We start from the raw sequence: 15,905 nt of genomic DNA, 5'->3' as shown, positions 1-15,905 counted from the left end.
ACGGAATTTGTGTTCAAATTCCGTGGGCGCAGGGGGTGGCCGTGATCCTGTCGCGCGGGCGGGGGTATCTCTTCATCCATATCCCCAAGACCGGGGGAACGGCGCTGACGCTCGCGCTGGAATCGCGGGCGATGAAGGATGACATCCTGATCGGTGATACCCCCAAGGCACGGGCGCGGCGCGGGCGGCTTGCCGCCCTGCCCGCCAAGGGGCGGCTTTGGAAACATTCTACGCTGGCCGATCTGGATGGCCTGCTGACGGCAGATGACCTTGACGGCCTGTTCCTCGTCACGCTGATCCGCAACCCTTGGGATCGGATGGTCAGCTATTACCACTGGCTGCGCGCCCAAGGCTTTGACAATCCCTCCGTCACCTTGGCCAAGTCGGTGGATTTTTCGGCCTTCCTGTCCCATCCGCTCACCACCGCCGCCTTTACCGCCTGGCCCTATCCGGCCTATCTGCGCGATGCGGCGGGGCAAGAGCGCCCCGCGCTTTATGCCCGGCTGGAACATCTGGAACGGGACCTTGCGCCATTCGAGGCGCATCTCGGCTTTCGCCTGACGCCCCTTCCCCGCGCCAATGACAGCGCGCGGGGGCGCGACTGGCGGCCCTATTATTCCGATACCGATGCCGCCCGTCTGGCCGCGCTTTGCGCGCCCGATATCGCGCGGTTCGGTTATGGTTTCGATCCGGATCACGGTGGTTGATCGTTCTCGATCCCGACACAATCTTCCCGGAAATGCCTGTCTTCTGCCCTTTGCAGGCCAAATCCCACAGGCAGCCTGTCCCCATCGATGCTTCAGGGAAGGCATATCAGGTGCAGTCTTCTATGGTTACAGGTCAACCGGCAGCCGCGCCCATCCTTGTGGACGGGCTGCCGGCCTCACTTCAGCTTTCCACACCCGATGGCTGGGTCGAGGCGGGCGCCTTGGTCGCGGGCGATGCGGTTCTTACCTTCGAAGACGGGCAGGTTCCCTTGCGGGCCGTGCATCGGTCGCGGCAGGCGGCATGGGTTCCCTCGGCCTTCTGGCCCGTGATCCTGCCCCCCGGCGCAATGATGAATGACCGCGCGCTGGAAATCCTGCCGGGCCAGATGGTGCTTTTGGAAAGCGATCTTGCCGAAGACGAATATGGCGAACCCTTCGTCATGGTTCCGGCGCTTGCGCTTGTCGGCTGGAACGGTATCCGTCGCTGCGCCCCGCGCGAGACAGAGGTCGTGCATCTGCAATTTGACACACCGCAGGTGATTTTTGCCGGGGGCAGCCTGTTTGTCGGCTGCGGCGGGCATGGGCAGACGGCGGCGAACCTGTTTCGCGGCGACGGCCTTATCACCCTGAGGCTGGCCGAGGCCCGCCGTTTGGTGACCGACCTTATTGCCGAAGGCAATCGGGCGGCGCGGATCGCCGCCCGTCATGGGTCGCATTATGCGGCTTTTGCCCCCGAAGCGCGGGCGTAGAAGGTTTCGCCCTTATCTGCCATGGCGCGCAAAAGGGCAGGCGCGGTGAACCGCGTGCCTTGCGTGGTGGTCAGGTGGTCGCAAATCTCCACCGCCCGCGCAGCCCCGATGATGTCCAGCCACGAGAAGGGCCCGCCCGACCAGGGCGCAAAGCCCCAGCCAAGGATCGCGCCCACATCGCCTTCGCGGATATCGGTCAGCACGCCCTCGTCCAGCGCGCGCACCGCCTCAAGCACCTGCGCCATCAGCAGGCGATGCTGCACCGTCGTAAGGTCGGGCTGCACCTCGGCCACCGGATACTGGGTGGCCAGACCCTCCCATAGCCCTTCGCGCTTGCCGCCCGCGTCATAGGCGTAAAAGCCTGCATTGGCCTTTTTCCCCAGACGCCCCTGATCGGCCATGGCAAACAGCACCGCATCCACCGCACCATCCGGATAGGCATCGCCCATCGCGGCGCGCGTCGCCTTGGCGATCTTCACCCCAAGGTCGATCGAGGTTTCATCGACCAGTTGCAGCGGCCCCAAAGGCATCCCCACCAGCTTGGCCGCATTCTCCACCAGCGCGGGTTCCACGCCTTCGGCCACCATGCGGATGCCTTCGTTGATATAGGGAATGATGCAGCGATTGGCATAGAAGAAGCGCGCATCATTCACCACGATGGGCGTCTTCCTGATCTGGCGCACGTAATCCAGCGCCTTGGCCACCGCCACATCGCCCGTCTCTTTCCCCCGGATGATCTCGACAAGGTTCATCTTGTCCACGGGGCTGAAGAAATGGATGCCGATGAAGTTCGCAGGCCGCGCGCTGGCCTTGGCAAGGCCCGAGATCGGCAGGGTAGATGTGTTGGTGGCAAAGATGCAGTCCGCACCCACCGCCGCCTCGACCTTTGCGGTCACCTCGGCCTTGATCTTCGGGTCTTCGAACACGGCCTCCACGATCAGGTCGCAACCCGCGAGGGCCGCGTAATCCGTGGTGGCATGGATGCGACCCAGAACCTCGGCCTTCTTTTCCGCCGTGACCTTGCCGCGCTTCATCCCCTTGTCCAGAAGGTCCGCCGAATGGGCCTTGCCGCGTTCCGCCGCCTCTTGCGAGGCATCGATCAGCACCACCTCGATCCCGGCATTGGCCGAGACATAGGCGATCCCCGCCCCCATCATGCCCGCGCCGATCACGCCCAGTCTCTTCACCGTCTGGTCATCGACCTTGGGTCTGTTCGCCCCCTTTTCCAGCGCCTCCTTGTTGATGAAGAGCGACCGGATCATCGCGCTGGAGGACGGGTTCATCAGGACAGAGGTGAACCACCGCGCCTCGATCTTCAGCGCGGTGTCAAAGGGCACCAGCGCCCCCTCATAGGCCGCCGACAAAAGCGCCTTGGCAGCGGGATAGACGCCCATCGTCTTGCCAAGGATCATGGCCGACGCGCCGACATAGGTCATGAACCCCGCCGGATGATAGGGCGCGCCACCGGGCATCTTGTAGCCCTTGTCATCCCAAGGTTTCACCAGATCGGCATCCTTTGCCGACAGGACCCATTCCTTGGCGCGGGTCAAGAGCGCATCTGGCGCCACCACCTCATCGACCAGCCCTGCCGCCTTTGCGGATTTCGGGTCGGAAAGCTTGCCCTCCAGAAGGAAGGGCGCAGCCATCATCGCGCCCATCTTGCGCACAAGCCGCGTGGTGCCACCCGCGCCGGGGAAGATGCCCACCATGATCTCGGGCAGGCCGATCTTGGCCTTGGGGTTGTCGGCGGCGATGATCCGATGGCAGGCGAGCGGCAGTTCATAGCCGATCCCCAGCGCCGTGCCAGGCAGGGCGGCGACAATGGGCTTGCCGCCCTTTTTCGTCTTGGGGTCCATCCCCGCGCGTTCGATCTTGCGCAGCACGCCATGCATCTGCATCACGCCATCGAAAATGGCCTGCGCGCCGCCCGCCCGCATTTGGGCGATGACGTTCAGATCCATCCCCCCCGCGAAATCCTTCTTGCCCGACGTCAGGATCACGCCTTTCACGGCCGCATCGGCCAGCGCGGTATCGATCAGGCTGTCCAGCAGGGCAAAGCCTTCCGTCGACATGACGTTCATGGACTTCGCCTTGACGTCCCAAGTGATGGTGGCCACGCCATCGGCGTCCACGGCATAGGTGAAATCGGTCATGGGGTTTCTCCATAAGGGGTGCCGTCGCGGTGCAGGTAACGGCGCGCCGCGCCATCCTTTTCCGTGATCAGGTCATGGTCTGTGTAATGCACGCGGTCCCGCGCAAGGCGCGTCCCGATGATAAGGTAACGGGCCGGGGCGTCGCTGCGATTGTCCAGCCGGTGGCCCACACTGTGACCGGCAGGCCAGCAGGCCACATCGCCCGCGCGCAGCGGTGTCTCGGTCTCTTCGACCAGCACCACTTCGCCGGATAGTATCATCACCATCTCATCCTCGGCCGTGTGCCAATGGCGATGGCCAGAGCGGGAGCCGGGCGGAAGCTCTTCGAAGAACGCACCGAATTGCGTGATCCCGCCCGGATCGGACAGCAGTTGCGCCCGATAAGGGCCGGGGCCGGGGCCAAGGATCGGATGGGTCGGGTTTTCTTCAAACCAGTCGGGCGGGGTGATCTTTGGCATCACACGCCCTCTGGCACGTAAGCAGAGCCATCCTTGCGGGTGAAGGTGGCGGTGCCGTCCTCCATCACCACCATCAGGTCCACGTCGGAATAGGTCGCCACTTCGCGCGGGGCCTTGGTCCCCACGACAAGGAACCGCGCCGGGGCGTCGGTTTGATTGAGGAAATGATGCCCATCCGCCACGCCCGCCGGAAAGGCCGCACAATCGCCCGGACGCATCACCTCGGCCCCCGCATCGGTGACCATGACGCATTCGCCCTCGGTCACCATGACGAACTCATCCTCATGCAGATGCCAATGCCGCAGCGACGACATCGCGCCGGGGGCCAATGTCACAAGGTTCACCCCGAATTGCGTCAACCCACCCGCTTGCCCCAGCCGCAGGGAAGACCGCCCCGCCATCATCGCGGCGTAAGGGTCGGGATAGATTGATCCGGTCTTCACCGGGACGTCGGAAAGGTCGAGCTTGGGCATCACACCCTCTCGATGATCGTGGCGGCACCCATGCCCGACGCGATGCACAGCGTGGCAAGACCCACGCCTTTGCCCGTCCGCTCCAACTCGTCCAGCAGCGTGCCGATGATGATGGCTCCCGTCGCGCCCAGCGGATGGCCCATGGCGATCGACCCGCCATTCGGGTTCACCTTGGCGGGGTCCACATCAAAGGCCTGAAGGAAGCGCAGGACGACCGAGGCAAAGGCCTCGTTCACCTCGAACAGGTCGATATCGGAAATCGACATGCCGTTGTCTTTCAGGATCTTTTCCGTCACCGGGACCGGCCCGGTCAGCATGATCGTCGGGTCCGTCCCGATCTTGGCCGTGGCCCGGATGCGGGCGCGGGGTGTCAGCCCATGCGCGCGTCCGAATTCCGCATTGCCGATCAGTACCGCCGCCGCCCCATCCACGATGCCCGAAGAATTGCCCGCATGGTGGATATGGTTGATCCGTTCCAGATGCGGGTATTTCATCAGGGCGATCTTGTCGAAGCCCGGCATCGCCTCGCCCATCTCCTTGAAACTGGGCTTCAGGGCACCCAGCGTTTGCATGTCGGTGCCGGGGCGCATGTATTCGTCGGTGGAAAGAATGGTCAGCCCGTTCCGATCCGTCACCGGGACCACGGATTTCGCGAAACGGTTGTCCGCCCAGGCCAAGGCCGCGCGGCGCTGCGATTCCACGGCCAAGGCATCCGCCATGTCGCGGGTGAACCCGTATTCCGTGGCGATGATATCCGCGCTGATCCCTTGCGGCACGAAATAGGTTTTCATGGCAAGGCTGGGGTCCACCGCGATGGCCGCGCCATCGCTGCCCATGGCGACGCGGCCCATCATCTCCACCCCGCCCGCGATATAGGCTTGGCCTGCGCCACCCTTCACCTGATTGGCGGCAAGGTTCACCGCCTCCATCCCGCTTGCGCAAAAGCGGTTGATGGCAAGGCCGGGGATGCTTTCATCCAGATCCGAAGCAAGGACAGCCGACCGTGCAAGGCATCCACCCTGTTCGCCCACCTGGGTGACATTGCCCCAAATCACATCCTCCACCGCATGGCCCACAAGCCCGTTGCGCGCGGCCAAGGCGTTCAACACCCCTGCCGACAGCGCGACCGAGGTCACCTCATGCAGCGCCCCGTCAGGGCGGCCCTTGCCGCGCGGGGTGCGGATGGCGTCAAAGATATAGGCGTCGGTCATCATCGTCTCCTTCATGCCCGATCAGACGGGTTGCCGGGCATCATGTCATAGGGGTGTTTCCAGCCGGGCAGGGCAGCGATGCCGTCCAGCCAGCGGTCGATATTCGGCCAATCCTTGCGGTCAAAACCGAAGGGTTCGGGGTAATAAAGGTAGGAACAGCAGGACAGGTCCGCGATGGTGGGGCCAGTGCCGACAATCCAGTCGCGCCCCGCAAGATGGGCGTCCAGCACCTTGTAGGCCGCCTTCATCCGCCCCTGCAGGAAAGGGATCACACCTTCGGGCCGTTTCTCGGGGGCAAGGAAATTGCCAAGAAAGCGCGTGGTGCCCGCCTGCCCCGAAAGCTTGTGATTGTCCCAGAAAAGCCAGCGCAGGACTTCGCGTCGCTCTGCCGCCGACCGCCCGCCCAATTGCCCGGTCTTGGAACTGAGATAGTCAAGGATAACGCCCGATTGCGTGAGGGTCGTCTCGCCATCCACCAGCACCGGCACCTCACCCATCGGGTTTATTGCAAGGAAGGCAGGGCTGCGCGCTTCGCCCCTGAAGAAGTCGACGAAGACAGGCTCCCACTCCGTCCCCGTCAGCGTCAACGCCAAGGCGCATTTATAGGCGTTTCCACTTTCGCCAAAACAATAGAGCTTCATTGCCATCCCTTCCTCCCTGCCCCAACCCCCGGGGGCCTTGCCCCCGGACCCCCAGAGTATTTTCCCCAAGATGAAGCAACGTTTTCTTCATCTTTTGCGGTCAGACTCCCCCTGCGGTACAGGCTGGAGAGCCGATGACCGCCCAAGGTGAAGCGTCGCATCCCGCGTCCTGCGGATAGCCAAGCCCTAGGCCTGGGATGCGGCGTGACCTTGCCTCTTCATCTTGGCCCAAATACTCAACTTCCTCCGCATCCAACCCCGCGCTAGCGTTTCCGGTCTTCCAGTTCCGAATTGAACAGGCGCAGGCGGTGGGTCAGGTTGTCCTTATCCGTCACACTGTCAAAATTCTCGAACAGGAAGGACAGTGCCTCCCCCTCGTCCAGCCCCGCCTCCTGCGCGAAACGTTTCAGCTTGCGATAGCCGTCCTCGGTCATGGCGACGGGAAAGCGGCGGGTCAGGCGGAAACGTTTGGGCATAAGGCACCTTTCATGCGACGGGGGGCGCAGAATTTTCGGATGAAAATTCTGCATCCCCCAAGATTAGAACGCCTCCGCCGCCAGCGCCATCACCGGCTCGGCCCCGCTTTCGATGCGGGCCAGATGCATCGCGCAGGCGGGCAGTTGGCGGGCCATGTAATAGCGCCCGGTGGCGATCTTGGCCTCGTAGAAGTCGCGATCCGTGGCACCTGCATCCAGCGCGGCATAGGCGGCCTTTGCCATCTTGGCCCACATCAGCCCAAGGCAGACATGACCCATCAGATGCATGAAATCATAGCTGCCAGACAGCGCCGCATTGGGGTTTTTCATGCCATTTTGCATGAAATACATCCCCGCCCCCTGCATGGCCTTGGAGGCCTGCTTCAACGGGTCAAGGAACCCGGCCTTCAGCCGTGCATCCCCTTCGTTTTCCTTCAGGAATTCCTTCACCAACTCGAAGAAGGCCATCACCGGCTTGCCGCCATCCGCCGCCAGTTTCCGCGCCACCAGATCAAGCGCCTGAATCCCGTTCGCGCCTTCATAGATCATCGCGATCCGTGCATCGCGGGCGAATTGGGACATGCCCCATTCCTCGATATAGCCATGCCCGCCATAGACCTGCTGCGCCGCCACGGCGACATCGAACCCCTTGTCGGTCTGGAACCCCTTGATGACCGGGGTCAGCAGGGAAATCAGCCCCTCGGCCCCCGCATCCCCCGTGCGATGCGCGCGGTCGATCAGCGACGCGCCCCAGTAGGTGAAGGCCCGCGCCCCTTCGACGAAACTCTTCTGGTCCATCAGGTTGCGGCGGATGTCCGGATGCACGATCAGCGGATCGGCAGGTCCGTCGGGGTTCTTCACCCCCGTCACATCGCGCCCCTGCAACCGATCCTTGGCATAGGCCAGCGCGTTCTGATAGGCGGCCTCGGCCACCGCGTAACCCTGCACGCCCACGCCGATCCGCGCTTCGTTCATCATCGTGAACATGGCGCGCATGCCCTTGTGCAACTCGCCCAGCAGATAGCCCGTCGCGCCGTCATAGTTCATCACGCAGGTGGCATTGCCGTGGATGCCCATCTTCTCTTCGATCTTGCCGACCGACAGCGCGTTTCTTTGCCCCAGCGACCCGTCGGCATTCACCAGAAACTTCGGCACGATGAACAGCGAGATACCCTTCGTCCCCTCGCCCCCCCCGGGGGCCTTGGCCAGCACCAGATGGATGATGTTCTCGGCCATGTCATGTTCCCCGGCCGAGATAAAGATCTTCTGCCCGGTGATCTTATAGCTGCCATCCGCCTGCGGTTCGGCCTTGGTGCGCATCATCCCCAGATCGGTGCCGCAATGCGGTTCGGTCAGGTTCATCGTGCCGGTCCAGTCGCAGGACACCATCTTGGGCAGATAGGTCGCCTTCTGGGCATCCGTGCCATGGGCGTGGATCGCGGAATAGGCCCCATGTGTCAGGCCCTGATACATGTTCAGTGCCATGTTGGCCGCGACAAAGATCTCGCCCACCGCGGTGCCCATCAGATAGGGCAGGCCCTGCCCGCCATAATCGGGGTCGCAATCCAGCGCGGTCCAGCCGCCTTCCTTCAACTGCTCGAATGCCGCCTTGAACCCGGCGGGCGTCCGCACCACACCGTTTTCCAACCGGCAGCCTTCGCGGTCGCCCACGGCGTTCAGCGGCGCCAAGACATCGGTCGCCAGCTTCCCGGCTTCCTCCAGAACGGCGGCGGTGAAGCCTGCATCAAGATCGGCATAGCCGGGAATGTCGGATGCGGTGACGTTCAGCACATCATGCAGCACGAACTGCATATCCTTGATCGGGGCGGTATAGCTGGGCATCCTGTCATTCCTCCTTATTCGGCGGCCTTGCGGAAAGCGGCCAGAACGCCAGCCCCCCAAGCCATCTGTTCCTTCAGTTCCACGATCGCCTCATCCAGTTCGGCGCGCTGACGCTCCATCTGGGCCAGACGTTCGGCGGCCACCTCATAGGTGCGGCGCAACTGCGCCTCCTGCTGGCTGCCCTCGCGGTCATACATGTCCAAAAGCTGGCGGATATCCTCAAGCGAGAAGCCGAACCGCTTACCCCGCAGGATCAGCTTCAGCCGCGCGCGGTCGCGATAGGTGTACAGCCGCGCGGAACCCCGCCGGAGGGGCGAGATCAGCTCTTTCGACTCGTAGAACCGCAGGGTGCGCGGCGTCACCTCAAAAGCGTCGCACATCTGGCGGATGGAAAGAAGGTCGTCCTTCGTCGTCATCTGGTTACTCGCGCCTACGGGCTCTGTGACCCGGAATCTGGTGATGTGACGCGATCTTACCAGACAAGTTGACGCGAACGTAAACGTAACGTGGCGTCACGAATTCGCGCGGCTTTGCAAGGGCCCAAGACTGGACCTTTGCCCCGCGCCTGCCTAGCTTTCGTGGCAAAGGAGTGCCCCTCATGACCAATCCCCTGCTTGCCCCCTGGACTGCCCCCTTCGGCCTGCCGCCCTTTGCCGATATCAAGGATGACGATTTCGCCCCCGCCTTCGATCAGGGTCTGGCCGAGGCGCGCGCCGCCATCGCCGCCATCGCCGATCAGGTCGAGGGGCCGACCTATGCCAACACAATCGCCGCGCTGGAATTGGCCGAAGGCACGCTCGACCGCGTGTCGGGGGTCTTCTACAACCTCGCCGGGGCCGACAGCACGGAGGCGCGAGAGGCGCTGATGCGCGATCTTGCCCCGAAACTCAGCGCGTTTTCCTCCGAGATCACCAACAACAAGGCGCTCTTCGCCCGGATCGAGGATCTGTGGCAGCGGCGCGATGATCTGGGGCTGGAGGCCGAACAGATGCGGGTGCTGACGCTCTATCGCCGGATGTTCGTCCGGTCGGGGGCGGAACTGACGGGCGAGGCGGCAGATCGCCTGACGGCGGTCAAGGCGCGGCTTGCGGTCCTTGGCACGCAATTCGGGCAGAACCTGCTGGCCGATGAACGCGAATGGTTCATGGTGCTGGCGGAAGAGGATCTGGACGGCCTGCCCGGTTTCGTTGTCGATGCCGCCCGCGCGGCGGGCAAGGAACGGGGGCAGAACGGCCCCGTCGTTACCTTGAACCGCAGCCTGATCGTGCCTTTCCTGCAATTCTCGCCCCGCCGCGACTTGCGGCGTCTGGCCTATGAGGCATGGGTCGCCCGTGGTGCCAACGGCAATGCCCATGACAACCGCGCCATCGCGGCGGAAATCCTGCGCCTGCGCGAAGAACGGGCGAAGCTTCTGGGCTATGACAGCTTTGCCGCCTTCAAGCTGGAACCCGAAATGGCCAAGACGCCGGATGCGGTGCGCGACCTCTTGATGCGCGTCTGGACGCCCGCGCGGGCCAAGGCCCTGTCGGATGCCGCCGTGCTCGAAGGGATGCTGCGCGCCGATGGCATCGCCGATGCGCTGGAACCGTGGGATTGGCGCTATTATTCCGAAAAGCGGCGCATGGCGGAACACGACCTCGATGAGGCCGCGCTGAAACCCTATCTGGGGCTTGAGGCCATGCTGGCGGCCATGTTCGGCTGCGCGTCGCGCTTGTTCGGATTGGAATTCCGCGAAATCGACGGCCCCTTCTACCACCCGGACGTGCGCGGCTGGGAAGTCACCCGCAAGGGCACCCATGTCGCCGTCTTCCTTGGCGATTATTTCGCCCGCTCCTCCAAACGGTCGGGCGCGTGGTGTTCCGCCATGCGGTCACAAAGGAAACTGGGCGGGGATCAGCGGCCCATCGTGGTGAATGTCTGCGACTTCGCCAAGGGCGACCCCGCGCTTCTGTCTTGGGACGACGCGCGGACGCTGTTTCACGAATTCGGCCACGCGCTGCACCAGATGCTGTCGGATGTGACCCACGGCTTCATCTCCGGCACCTCGGTCGCGCGCGATTTCGTGGAACTGCCCAGCCAGCTTTACGAACACTGGCTTGAGGTGCCCGCCGTGCTGGAGGAATATGCCCGCCACTGGCAGACGGGCGAACCCATGCCCGCCGACATGCGCGCCCGGCTTCTGGCCGCAGGCACCTATGACCAAGGCTTTGCCACGGTGGAATTCGTGGCCTCGGCCCTTGTCGATCTGGCCTTCCACGAAGGCGCAGCCCCCGCTGACCCGATGGCCATGCAGGCAGAGGTTCTGGACCAGATCGGCATGCCGCAGGCGATCCGCATGCGCCACGCCACGCCGCATTTCGCCCATGTCTTTTCCGGCGACGGTTATTCGGCGGGCTATTACAGCTACATGTGGTCCGAGGTGATGGATGCCGACGCCTTCGCCGCATTCGATGAGGCGGGCGATCCCTTCCATCCCGAAACGGCGGCACTGCTGGAAAAGCACATCCTCAGCGCAGGCGGATCGGAAGAGGCAGAGGTTCTCTATACCCGCTTCCGGGGGCGCATGCCGGGGGTCGAGGCACTGCTGAAGGGCAGGGGCCTTCTCGACGCGGCCTGATCCGGTCTTTCCCTTCCTGCGGGGCGGTGCTTTAGTCGCCCCGCAATTCGGGAGGGCATCCATGACCATCGGCACCAATATCCGCACCTATTTCGAAGGCCGCTGGCATGACGGCGATCTGGCGGTGATGAAGGCCGCCGATCACGGTATCTGGCAGGGGTCTTCGGTCTTTGACGGCGCGCGGATGTTCGACGGTCTGGTCCCCGATCTTGCCAAACATTGCGCGCGGGTGAATGACAGCGCGCGCGCCCTGATGATCACCCCGACGATGGGGGCAGACGAGATGGAGGCCATCATCCGCGACGGCCTGTCTGCCTATGCGCCCGGCGCGGCGGTCTATATCCGGCCCATGTATTGGGCGATCGACGGGTCCGACCTTGGCGTCGCCCCGGCCGAGGGAAAGACGGGCTTTGCCATCAGCCTTGAACAGGTGGCCATGCCGCCCGCCACCTTCCAGACCACCGTCACCCGCACCCGGTTCCGCCGCCCGGTTCTGGAAGACAATGTCTGCAACGCCAAGGCGGGCTGCCTTTACCCCAACAACGCGCGTATGCTGGTCGAGGCAAAGGCCAAGGGCTTCGGCAATGCGCTCGTAGCCGATGCCATGGGCAACCTTGCCGAAAGCGCGACGGCGAATGTCTTTCTGGTCAAGGACGGCGCGCTGTTCACGCCGATTCCAAACGGCACCTTCCTTGCCGGGATCACCCGCGCCCGCCACATCGCCAATGCCCGCGCGGCGGGGATCGCGGTCTATGAGACGGTGCTGACCTTTGACGATGCGCATCAGGCGGATGAGGTGTTTCTGTCTGGCAATTTCGCCAAGGTGACCTCCGTGCGCGCCTTTGACGGCACCGAATACCGGACCCGCGCGATGACAGAACGGATTCGCGGCCTTTACATGGATTGGGCCGCGTCCCAGCCCGTGTAACGGCGAAATCTGACGCAGATTTCGCGCCGGAAACTGACGCAGTTTCCGGCCCCGGAATTTGCGTCAAATTCCGACGCGGTTTTTGTGTCAAAAACCGCGTCTTGCACGGAACCCGCCCCCCCGGCATGATACCGCGGTCTTGGGAGATGAAGATGCGGAAATTCCTTGTCGTCCTTGACGACACGCGCGAATGCCTGAACGCCATGCGCTTTGCAGCCCTCCGCGCCGCCCATACCGGGGGCGGCGTCACCATATTGTCCATCATCCCGCCGGAAGAATATCAGCACTGGATGGGCGTGGCCGACCTCATGCGCGCCGAAGCCCGCGAAAGGATTGAGGCGCATTTCGAGGTTTTCGCCAAATGGATGCGCGACAAGCAGGGCATCAACCCCGAACTCGTGATCCGCGAAGGCGACCCGGTGGTAGAAATCCTTGCCCAAGTGAACGAAGACCCCGAAATCGGCATCCTCGTCCTTGGGGCAGGAACGGATAAATCCGGTCCCGGCCCCCTCGTCACCCAGATGACCCGCAATTCCGGCAACTTGCCCATCCCGATCACCATCGTGCCGGGCGACATGTCCAAGGAACGGCTGGAAAGCATCACCTGATGCCGCGCTGCGGCGCGAATCGGTGACATGCCTGCCGCAATGCAGCATGATGCATTCGGGGAGGACTGACAGGAAGGAGCATGCAGATGCGCCATCGCCGCCCCTATTCCCTGATCCTGCCCGCCCCCCTGCGCCTTCTGATGCGCCGCGCCACCGATCCGCTGCGCTGCCGCGCGGCACTGGCGCAGATGTATGGCTATTGGGAACCCTGACCCTGCCTAGTTTGGCGCGGGCGTCAGCGCCGTCTCGTCGGGCAGCACGGGCAGCGTGATCGGCGGGACCCGTCCTTGCAGCGTTGCAAGGAAGGCCGTGATCAGGTCCGCCTCTGCCTCGGTCAGGTCTGTGCCCAGTTGGCTCCGACCCATGATCTGCACGGCCAAAGGCAGGGATCGCACACTGCCCTCGCTGAAATAGGGGGATGTCCGCGTGATGTTGCGCAAGCTGCCCGCGCGATACAGGTATTCCGCCCCATCCGCCTCTTCCAAGGCAAAGCAGACACCGCTTTCCGGCAGCGCCTCGGTCCCCGGGACGCGTGCCACACGCAGCGGGTGATAGCTGTCACCGCCAAGGTTCACCCCTTGATGGCACCCGGCGCAGCCCCTGTCGATGAACAGGGCAAGGCCCTTGCGCGCCTCATCCGGCAGCGCACCCTCACCCCGCAACCAATCGTCGAACGGGGCGGGCGTCAGTAGCGTGCTGGCAAAGGCCGCCAACGCACGCGACGCCGTTTCGGGGCGGATCGGGTTCGTCTCGCCGGGAAAGGCGGCCTCAAAGGCCGCGACATATCCGGGCATGGAGGCCAGCACCGCCACCATCCGGTCGGGTGTGGCAATGCGCTCGGCCCGATAGGGATCGCGCGTCCCCGCTTGGGCCAGATCTTCATCCCAGCCCTGCCAGAACCGCGCGCCATTCAGCGTGGCGTTGAATATCGTGGGGGCATTTTGCGGCCCCCCTTGCCAGGCATGGCCCATCGACATGGGGCGGTTCCCATCGCCCCCTGTCGCCGGATCGTGACAGGCTGTGCAGGCGGTGGCCCCATCATCGGCCAGACGCGGATCGAAGAACAGCATCTGGCCCAGCGCTACCTCGGCCTCGGTCACGGTGCGGCCGTCCAGCGTTGCGATCCGCTCCGGGAGCGGCTCGAACAAGCTGAGCGCATGGTCGCGCAGACTGTCCGCCAAGGCCGACATCGGCGCCGCCAATGCAAAAAACAGGCAGAGCGCGGGAAAGACTCTCATACCGCGAGTTTAGCGCATCCGCCGCCCCGCGCAACGCCGCACCAAACACAGTTTAGAACGGTTCCAAACTTGACAGCCCGGGTCCGAGGGCGCATATCCGAGGGGAATAGTAAGACAAGCCCCCCGGAGGTGGCGACATGTTCATCCAGACCGAATCCACCCCGAACCCCGCCACGCTGAAATTCCTGCCGGGGCAAACTGTGCTTGAGCTTGGCACGGCCGACTTCCCCAATGCCGAAGCCGCGTCGAAATCGCCGCTGGCACGGCGCATCTTTGCCACGGGGGGCGTGACAGGCGTCTTCTTCGGCACCGATTTCGTGACTGTGACCAAGGCCGAGAAGGCCGAGTGGGACCATATCAAACCCGCGATCCTTGGCGCGATCATGGAACATTACCAATCCGGCGCCGCCGTGATTGAAGGCGAAGGCGCGGCGGGCGGCCATGCTGAACATACGGGCGAAGATGGCGACATCGTTCGCCAGATCAAGGAACTCCTCGACACCCGCGTGCGCCCTGCCGTGGCGCAGGATGGCGGCGACATCACCTTCCACGGCTTTGATCGCGGCGTGGTCTATTTGCACATGCAAGGCGCTTGTGCGGGCTGCCCCTCCTCGACCCTCACGCTGAAAATGGGGATCGAGAACCTTCTGCGCCATTATATCCCCGAGGTGCTGGAGGTCCGGCCCGTTGCGGCCTGATCCCTTGATCCTTGCCTTTGACACATCGGCCGCGCATTGCGCGGCCGCTTTGCTGTCGGGCGACCAGATCTTGGCCGAAGCATGGGAAGAGATGGATAAAGGTCAGGCCGAGCGTCTGCTGCCGCTTTGCGAGGCGTTGCTGGCGCAAGCCGGGCATGACTGGCGCGACCTTGCCGCGCTGGCCGTGGGCACCGGCCCCGGCAATTTCACCGGCATCCGCATCGCGGTGGCGGCGGCGCGGGGGCTGGCGCTGTCCTTGGGCATCCCGGCCATTGGCGTGACACGGCTGGAATCGTTGGCCCATGGCCTGCCGCGCCCCGTGACGGTGATCGAGGATGCCCGCCGGGGCGAGGCCTATGTTCAGACCTTCACCGCCGATGGGGCAGGGCGTGCCGCCCTCTGTAAGATGGGCGATATCGCCCATCCTGCGCCATACCTTACCGGTTCCGCCGCAGGGCCGATGGCCCTGCCGCCCGCCATGCCCCTGACCCATGCCATCGCCCGCATCGCGGCCTCTCGCCTTGGGACTGACCAGCCCCGTCCCGCGCCCTTCTACCTGCGCGGGGCGGATGCCGCGCCCCCCTCCGACCCGCCGCCGGTGATCTTGCCGTGACGCCTGCCGAACTCGCCGCCCTGCATGCGCGCTGCTTCACTACCCCGCCGCCGTGGTCCGAAGCGGCCTTCACATCCTTTCTGACCGACCCATTGGCCTTTCTTCTGGTCGAAGGAGATGCGGCCTTCCTCCTTGGCCGTGCCGTCGCGGGCGAGGCAGAGCTTTTGACCCTTGCCGTGGCCCCCGAATCCCGCCGCCTTGGCCTTGGGCGCAAGCTTCTGGCGCGCTTCCTCTATCAGGCCCGCCTGCGCGGCGCGGCCAGCGCCTTTCTGGAAGTGGCAGAAGACAATGCCGCCGCCCGCGCCCTTTATGCCGCGCAGGGATTCGCGGAACTGGGCCGCCGCCCCGCTTATTACGTCCGCCCCGATGGCACCCGGATCGCGGCCATCGTGATGCAGCGCGCGCTTGCCTGACGGCTTGCCGTAACGTCCTCCGCACTTGATTTGATCAATAAGTCAAAACAGCCCGCCTCGGCTCACAATGAGGTGTTGAC

18 protein-coding genes are annotated in these 15,905 nt (G+C 64.0%); 9 read left to right on the top strand and 9 right to left on the bottom strand.

Annotated features, from left to right (window positions below):
• Window positions 1-41 precede the first annotated feature (41 nt).
• Together QF092_RS09695 and QF092_RS09690 are read left to right on the top strand one after the other, a co-directional pair.
• A complete protein-coding gene (locus QF092_RS09695) occupies window positions 42-707 on the top strand; it encodes a sulfotransferase family protein (protein WP_281463700.1) in 666 nt (221 codons plus the stop codon).
• A 122-nt stretch (window positions 708-829) separates the two neighbouring features.
• Window positions 830-1,456 (top strand): Hint domain-containing protein, encoded by a 627-nt coding sequence (locus tag QF092_RS09690; protein WP_281463699.1) that lies wholly within the window; start codon window positions 830-832, stop codon window positions 1,454-1,456.
• Here the strand turns inward: QF092_RS09690 and QF092_RS09685 are convergent.
• The 8 genes from QF092_RS09685 to QF092_RS09650 all read right to left on the bottom strand — a co-directional run bounded on the left by QF092_RS09685 (window position 1,423) and on the right by QF092_RS09650 (window position 9,126).
• Window positions 1,423-3,609 carry a 3-hydroxyacyl-CoA dehydrogenase NAD-binding domain-containing protein gene (locus tag QF092_RS09685; RefSeq protein ID WP_281463698.1) on the bottom strand — a complete coding sequence of 729 codons (2,187 nt, stop codon included), beginning with the start codon at window positions 3,607-3,609 and terminating at the stop codon, window positions 1,423-1,425. The two genes, QF092_RS09690 and QF092_RS09685, sit on opposite strands and share 34 nt — an antisense overlap.
• Window positions 3,606-4,067, bottom strand: a complete 462-nt coding sequence (locus tag QF092_RS09680; protein ID WP_281463697.1) for a cupin domain-containing protein — start codon at window positions 4,065-4,067, stop codon at window positions 3,606-3,608. The genes QF092_RS09685 and QF092_RS09680 overlap by 4 nt, the downstream gene beginning before the upstream one ends.
• Complete coding sequence (locus tag QF092_RS09675) at window positions 4,067-4,540, bottom strand: cupin domain-containing protein (protein WP_281463696.1); 474 nt, start codon at window positions 4,538-4,540, stop codon at window positions 4,067-4,069. Before QF092_RS09675 ends, QF092_RS09680 begins: the two co-directional genes overlap by 1 nt.
• Window positions 4,540-5,751 carry an acetyl-CoA C-acetyltransferase gene (locus tag QF092_RS09670; RefSeq protein WP_281463695.1) on the bottom strand — a complete coding sequence of 404 codons (1,212 nt, stop codon included), beginning with the start codon at window positions 5,749-5,751 and terminating at the stop codon, window positions 4,540-4,542. The genes QF092_RS09675 and QF092_RS09670 overlap by 1 nt, the downstream gene beginning before the upstream one ends.
• 11 nt (window positions 5,752-5,762) lie before the next feature.
• Window positions 5,763-6,398 (bottom strand): glutathione S-transferase family protein, encoded by a 636-nt coding sequence (locus QF092_RS09665; RefSeq protein WP_281463694.1) that lies wholly within the window; start codon window positions 6,396-6,398, stop codon window positions 5,763-5,765.
• A 257-nt stretch (window positions 6,399-6,655) separates the two neighbouring features.
• A complete protein-coding gene (locus QF092_RS09660) occupies window positions 6,656-6,868 on the bottom strand; it encodes a hypothetical protein (RefSeq protein ID WP_281463693.1) in 213 nt (70 codons plus the stop codon).
• 63 nt (window positions 6,869-6,931) lie between these two features.
• Window positions 6,932-8,710 carry an acyl-CoA dehydrogenase C-terminal domain-containing protein gene (locus QF092_RS09655; RefSeq protein WP_281463692.1) on the bottom strand — a complete coding sequence of 593 codons (1,779 nt, stop codon included), beginning with the start codon at window positions 8,708-8,710 and terminating at the stop codon, window positions 6,932-6,934.
• Between the two features lie 14 nt (window positions 8,711-8,724).
• Window positions 8,725-9,126 carry a MerR family transcriptional regulator gene (locus tag QF092_RS09650; RefSeq protein WP_281463691.1) on the bottom strand — a complete coding sequence of 134 codons (402 nt, stop codon included), beginning with the start codon at window positions 9,124-9,126 and terminating at the stop codon, window positions 8,725-8,727.
• Window positions 9,127-9,308: 182 nt separating this feature from the next.
• On the opposite strand from QF092_RS09650, the gene QF092_RS09645 reads away from it, so the two are divergent.
• From QF092_RS09645 to QF092_RS09630, 4 genes are all read left to right on the top strand, one after another.
• A complete protein-coding gene (locus QF092_RS09645) occupies window positions 9,309-11,327 on the top strand; it encodes a M3 family metallopeptidase (RefSeq protein WP_281463690.1) in 2,019 nt (672 codons plus the stop codon).
• A 61-nt stretch (window positions 11,328-11,388) separates the two neighbouring features.
• Entirely contained in the window at window positions 11,389-12,255 is an 867-nt protein-coding gene (locus QF092_RS09640) for a branched-chain amino acid aminotransferase (protein ID WP_281463689.1), read from the top strand.
• A 152-nt stretch (window positions 12,256-12,407) separates the two neighbouring features.
• Window positions 12,408-12,863 carry a universal stress protein gene (locus QF092_RS09635; protein ID WP_281463688.1) on the top strand — a complete coding sequence of 152 codons (456 nt, stop codon included), beginning with the start codon at window positions 12,408-12,410 and terminating at the stop codon, window positions 12,861-12,863.
• Window positions 12,864-12,949: 86 nt separating this feature from the next.
• Window positions 12,950-13,075 (top strand): hypothetical protein, encoded by a 126-nt coding sequence (locus QF092_RS09630; RefSeq protein ID WP_281463687.1) that lies wholly within the window; start codon window positions 12,950-12,952, stop codon window positions 13,073-13,075.
• Window positions 13,076-13,081: 6 nt separating this feature from the next.
• Here QF092_RS09630 and QF092_RS09625 read toward each other — a convergent pair whose 3' ends face one another.
• Window positions 13,082-14,101 (bottom strand): cytochrome-c peroxidase, encoded by a 1,020-nt coding sequence (locus tag QF092_RS09625; RefSeq protein WP_281463686.1) that lies wholly within the window; start codon window positions 14,099-14,101, stop codon window positions 13,082-13,084.
• Between the two features lie 137 nt (window positions 14,102-14,238).
• Here QF092_RS09625 and QF092_RS09620 point away from each other — a divergent pair, with 137 nt between their 5' ends.
• Genes QF092_RS09620 through QF092_RS09610 form a run of 3 tightly spaced genes read left to right on the top strand, consistent with a single transcriptional unit; the run spans window position 14,239 to window position 15,825 of the window.
• Window positions 14,239-14,799: a NifU family protein gene (locus tag QF092_RS09620; RefSeq protein WP_281463685.1), complete on the top strand. Its 561-nt coding sequence runs from the start codon at window positions 14,239-14,241 to the stop codon at window positions 14,797-14,799.
• Complete coding sequence (gene tsaB / locus QF092_RS09615) at window positions 14,789-15,412, top strand: tRNA (adenosine(37)-N6)-threonylcarbamoyltransferase complex dimerization subunit type 1 TsaB (RefSeq protein ID WP_281463684.1); 624 nt, start codon at window positions 14,789-14,791, stop codon at window positions 15,410-15,412. The genes QF092_RS09620 and tsaB overlap by 11 nt, the downstream gene beginning before the upstream one ends.
• Window positions 15,409-15,825: a GNAT family N-acetyltransferase gene (locus tag QF092_RS09610; protein ID WP_281463683.1), complete on the top strand. Its 417-nt coding sequence runs from the start codon at window positions 15,409-15,411 to the stop codon at window positions 15,823-15,825. Before tsaB ends, QF092_RS09610 begins: the two co-directional genes overlap by 4 nt.
• The last annotated feature ends 80 nt before the right edge of the window (window positions 15,826-15,905 follow it).

Origin of the sequence: Fuscovulum ytuae (assembly GCF_029953595.1) — a bacterium.
GTDB lineage: Bacteria > Pseudomonadota > Alphaproteobacteria > Rhodobacterales > Rhodobacteraceae > Paragemmobacter > Paragemmobacter ytuae.
This window is presented reverse-complemented; position numbering and strand designations above follow the sequence as displayed.

Bases quoted from the DNA above. Each gene is read 5' to 3' on its own strand.
- QF092_RS09625 (WP_281463686.1), bottom strand. From the start codon at position 14,101: ATGAGAGTCTTTCCCGCGCTCTGCCTGTTTTTTGCATTGGCGGCGCCG.
- QF092_RS09675 (WP_281463696.1), bottom strand. From the start codon at position 4,540: ATGCCCAAGCTCGACCTTTCCGACGTCCCGGTGAAGACCGGATCAATC.
- QF092_RS09640 (WP_281463689.1), top strand. From the start codon at position 11,389: ATGACCATCGGCACCAATATCCGCACCTATTTCGAAGGCCGCTGGCAT.
- QF092_RS09670 (WP_281463695.1), bottom strand. From the start codon at position 5,751: ATGACCGACGCCTATATCTTTGACGCCATCCGCACCCCGCGCGGCAAG.
- QF092_RS09660 (WP_281463693.1), bottom strand. From the start codon at position 6,868: ATGCCCAAACGTTTCCGCCTGACCCGCCGCTTTCCCGTCGCCATGACC.
- QF092_RS09685 (WP_281463698.1), bottom strand. From the start codon at position 3,609: ATGACCGATTTCACCTATGCCGTGGACGCCGATGGCGTGGCCACCATC.
- QF092_RS09635 (WP_281463688.1), top strand. From the start codon at position 12,408: ATGCGGAAATTCCTTGTCGTCCTTGACGACACGCGCGAATGCCTGAAC.
- QF092_RS09665 (WP_281463694.1), bottom strand. From the start codon at position 6,398: ATGGCAATGAAGCTCTATTGTTTTGGCGAAAGTGGAAACGCCTATAAA.
- QF092_RS09630 (WP_281463687.1), top strand. From the start codon at position 12,950: ATGCGCCATCGCCGCCCCTATTCCCTGATCCTGCCCGCCCCCCTGCGC.
- QF092_RS09645 (WP_281463690.1), top strand. From the start codon at position 9,309: ATGACCAATCCCCTGCTTGCCCCCTGGACTGCCCCCTTCGGCCTGCCG.
- QF092_RS09680 (WP_281463697.1), bottom strand. From the start codon at position 4,067: ATGCCAAAGATCACCCCGCCCGACTGGTTTGAAGAAAACCCGACCCAT.
- QF092_RS09620 (WP_281463685.1), top strand. From the start codon at position 14,239: ATGTTCATCCAGACCGAATCCACCCCGAACCCCGCCACGCTGAAATTC.
- QF092_RS09690 (WP_281463699.1), top strand. From the start codon at position 830: ATGGTTACAGGTCAACCGGCAGCCGCGCCCATCCTTGTGGACGGGCTG.
- QF092_RS09655 (WP_281463692.1), bottom strand. From the start codon at position 8,710: ATGCCCAGCTATACCGCCCCGATCAAGGATATGCAGTTCGTGCTGCAT.
- QF092_RS09650 (WP_281463691.1), bottom strand. From the start codon at position 9,126: ATGACGACGAAGGACGACCTTCTTTCCATCCGCCAGATGTGCGACGCT.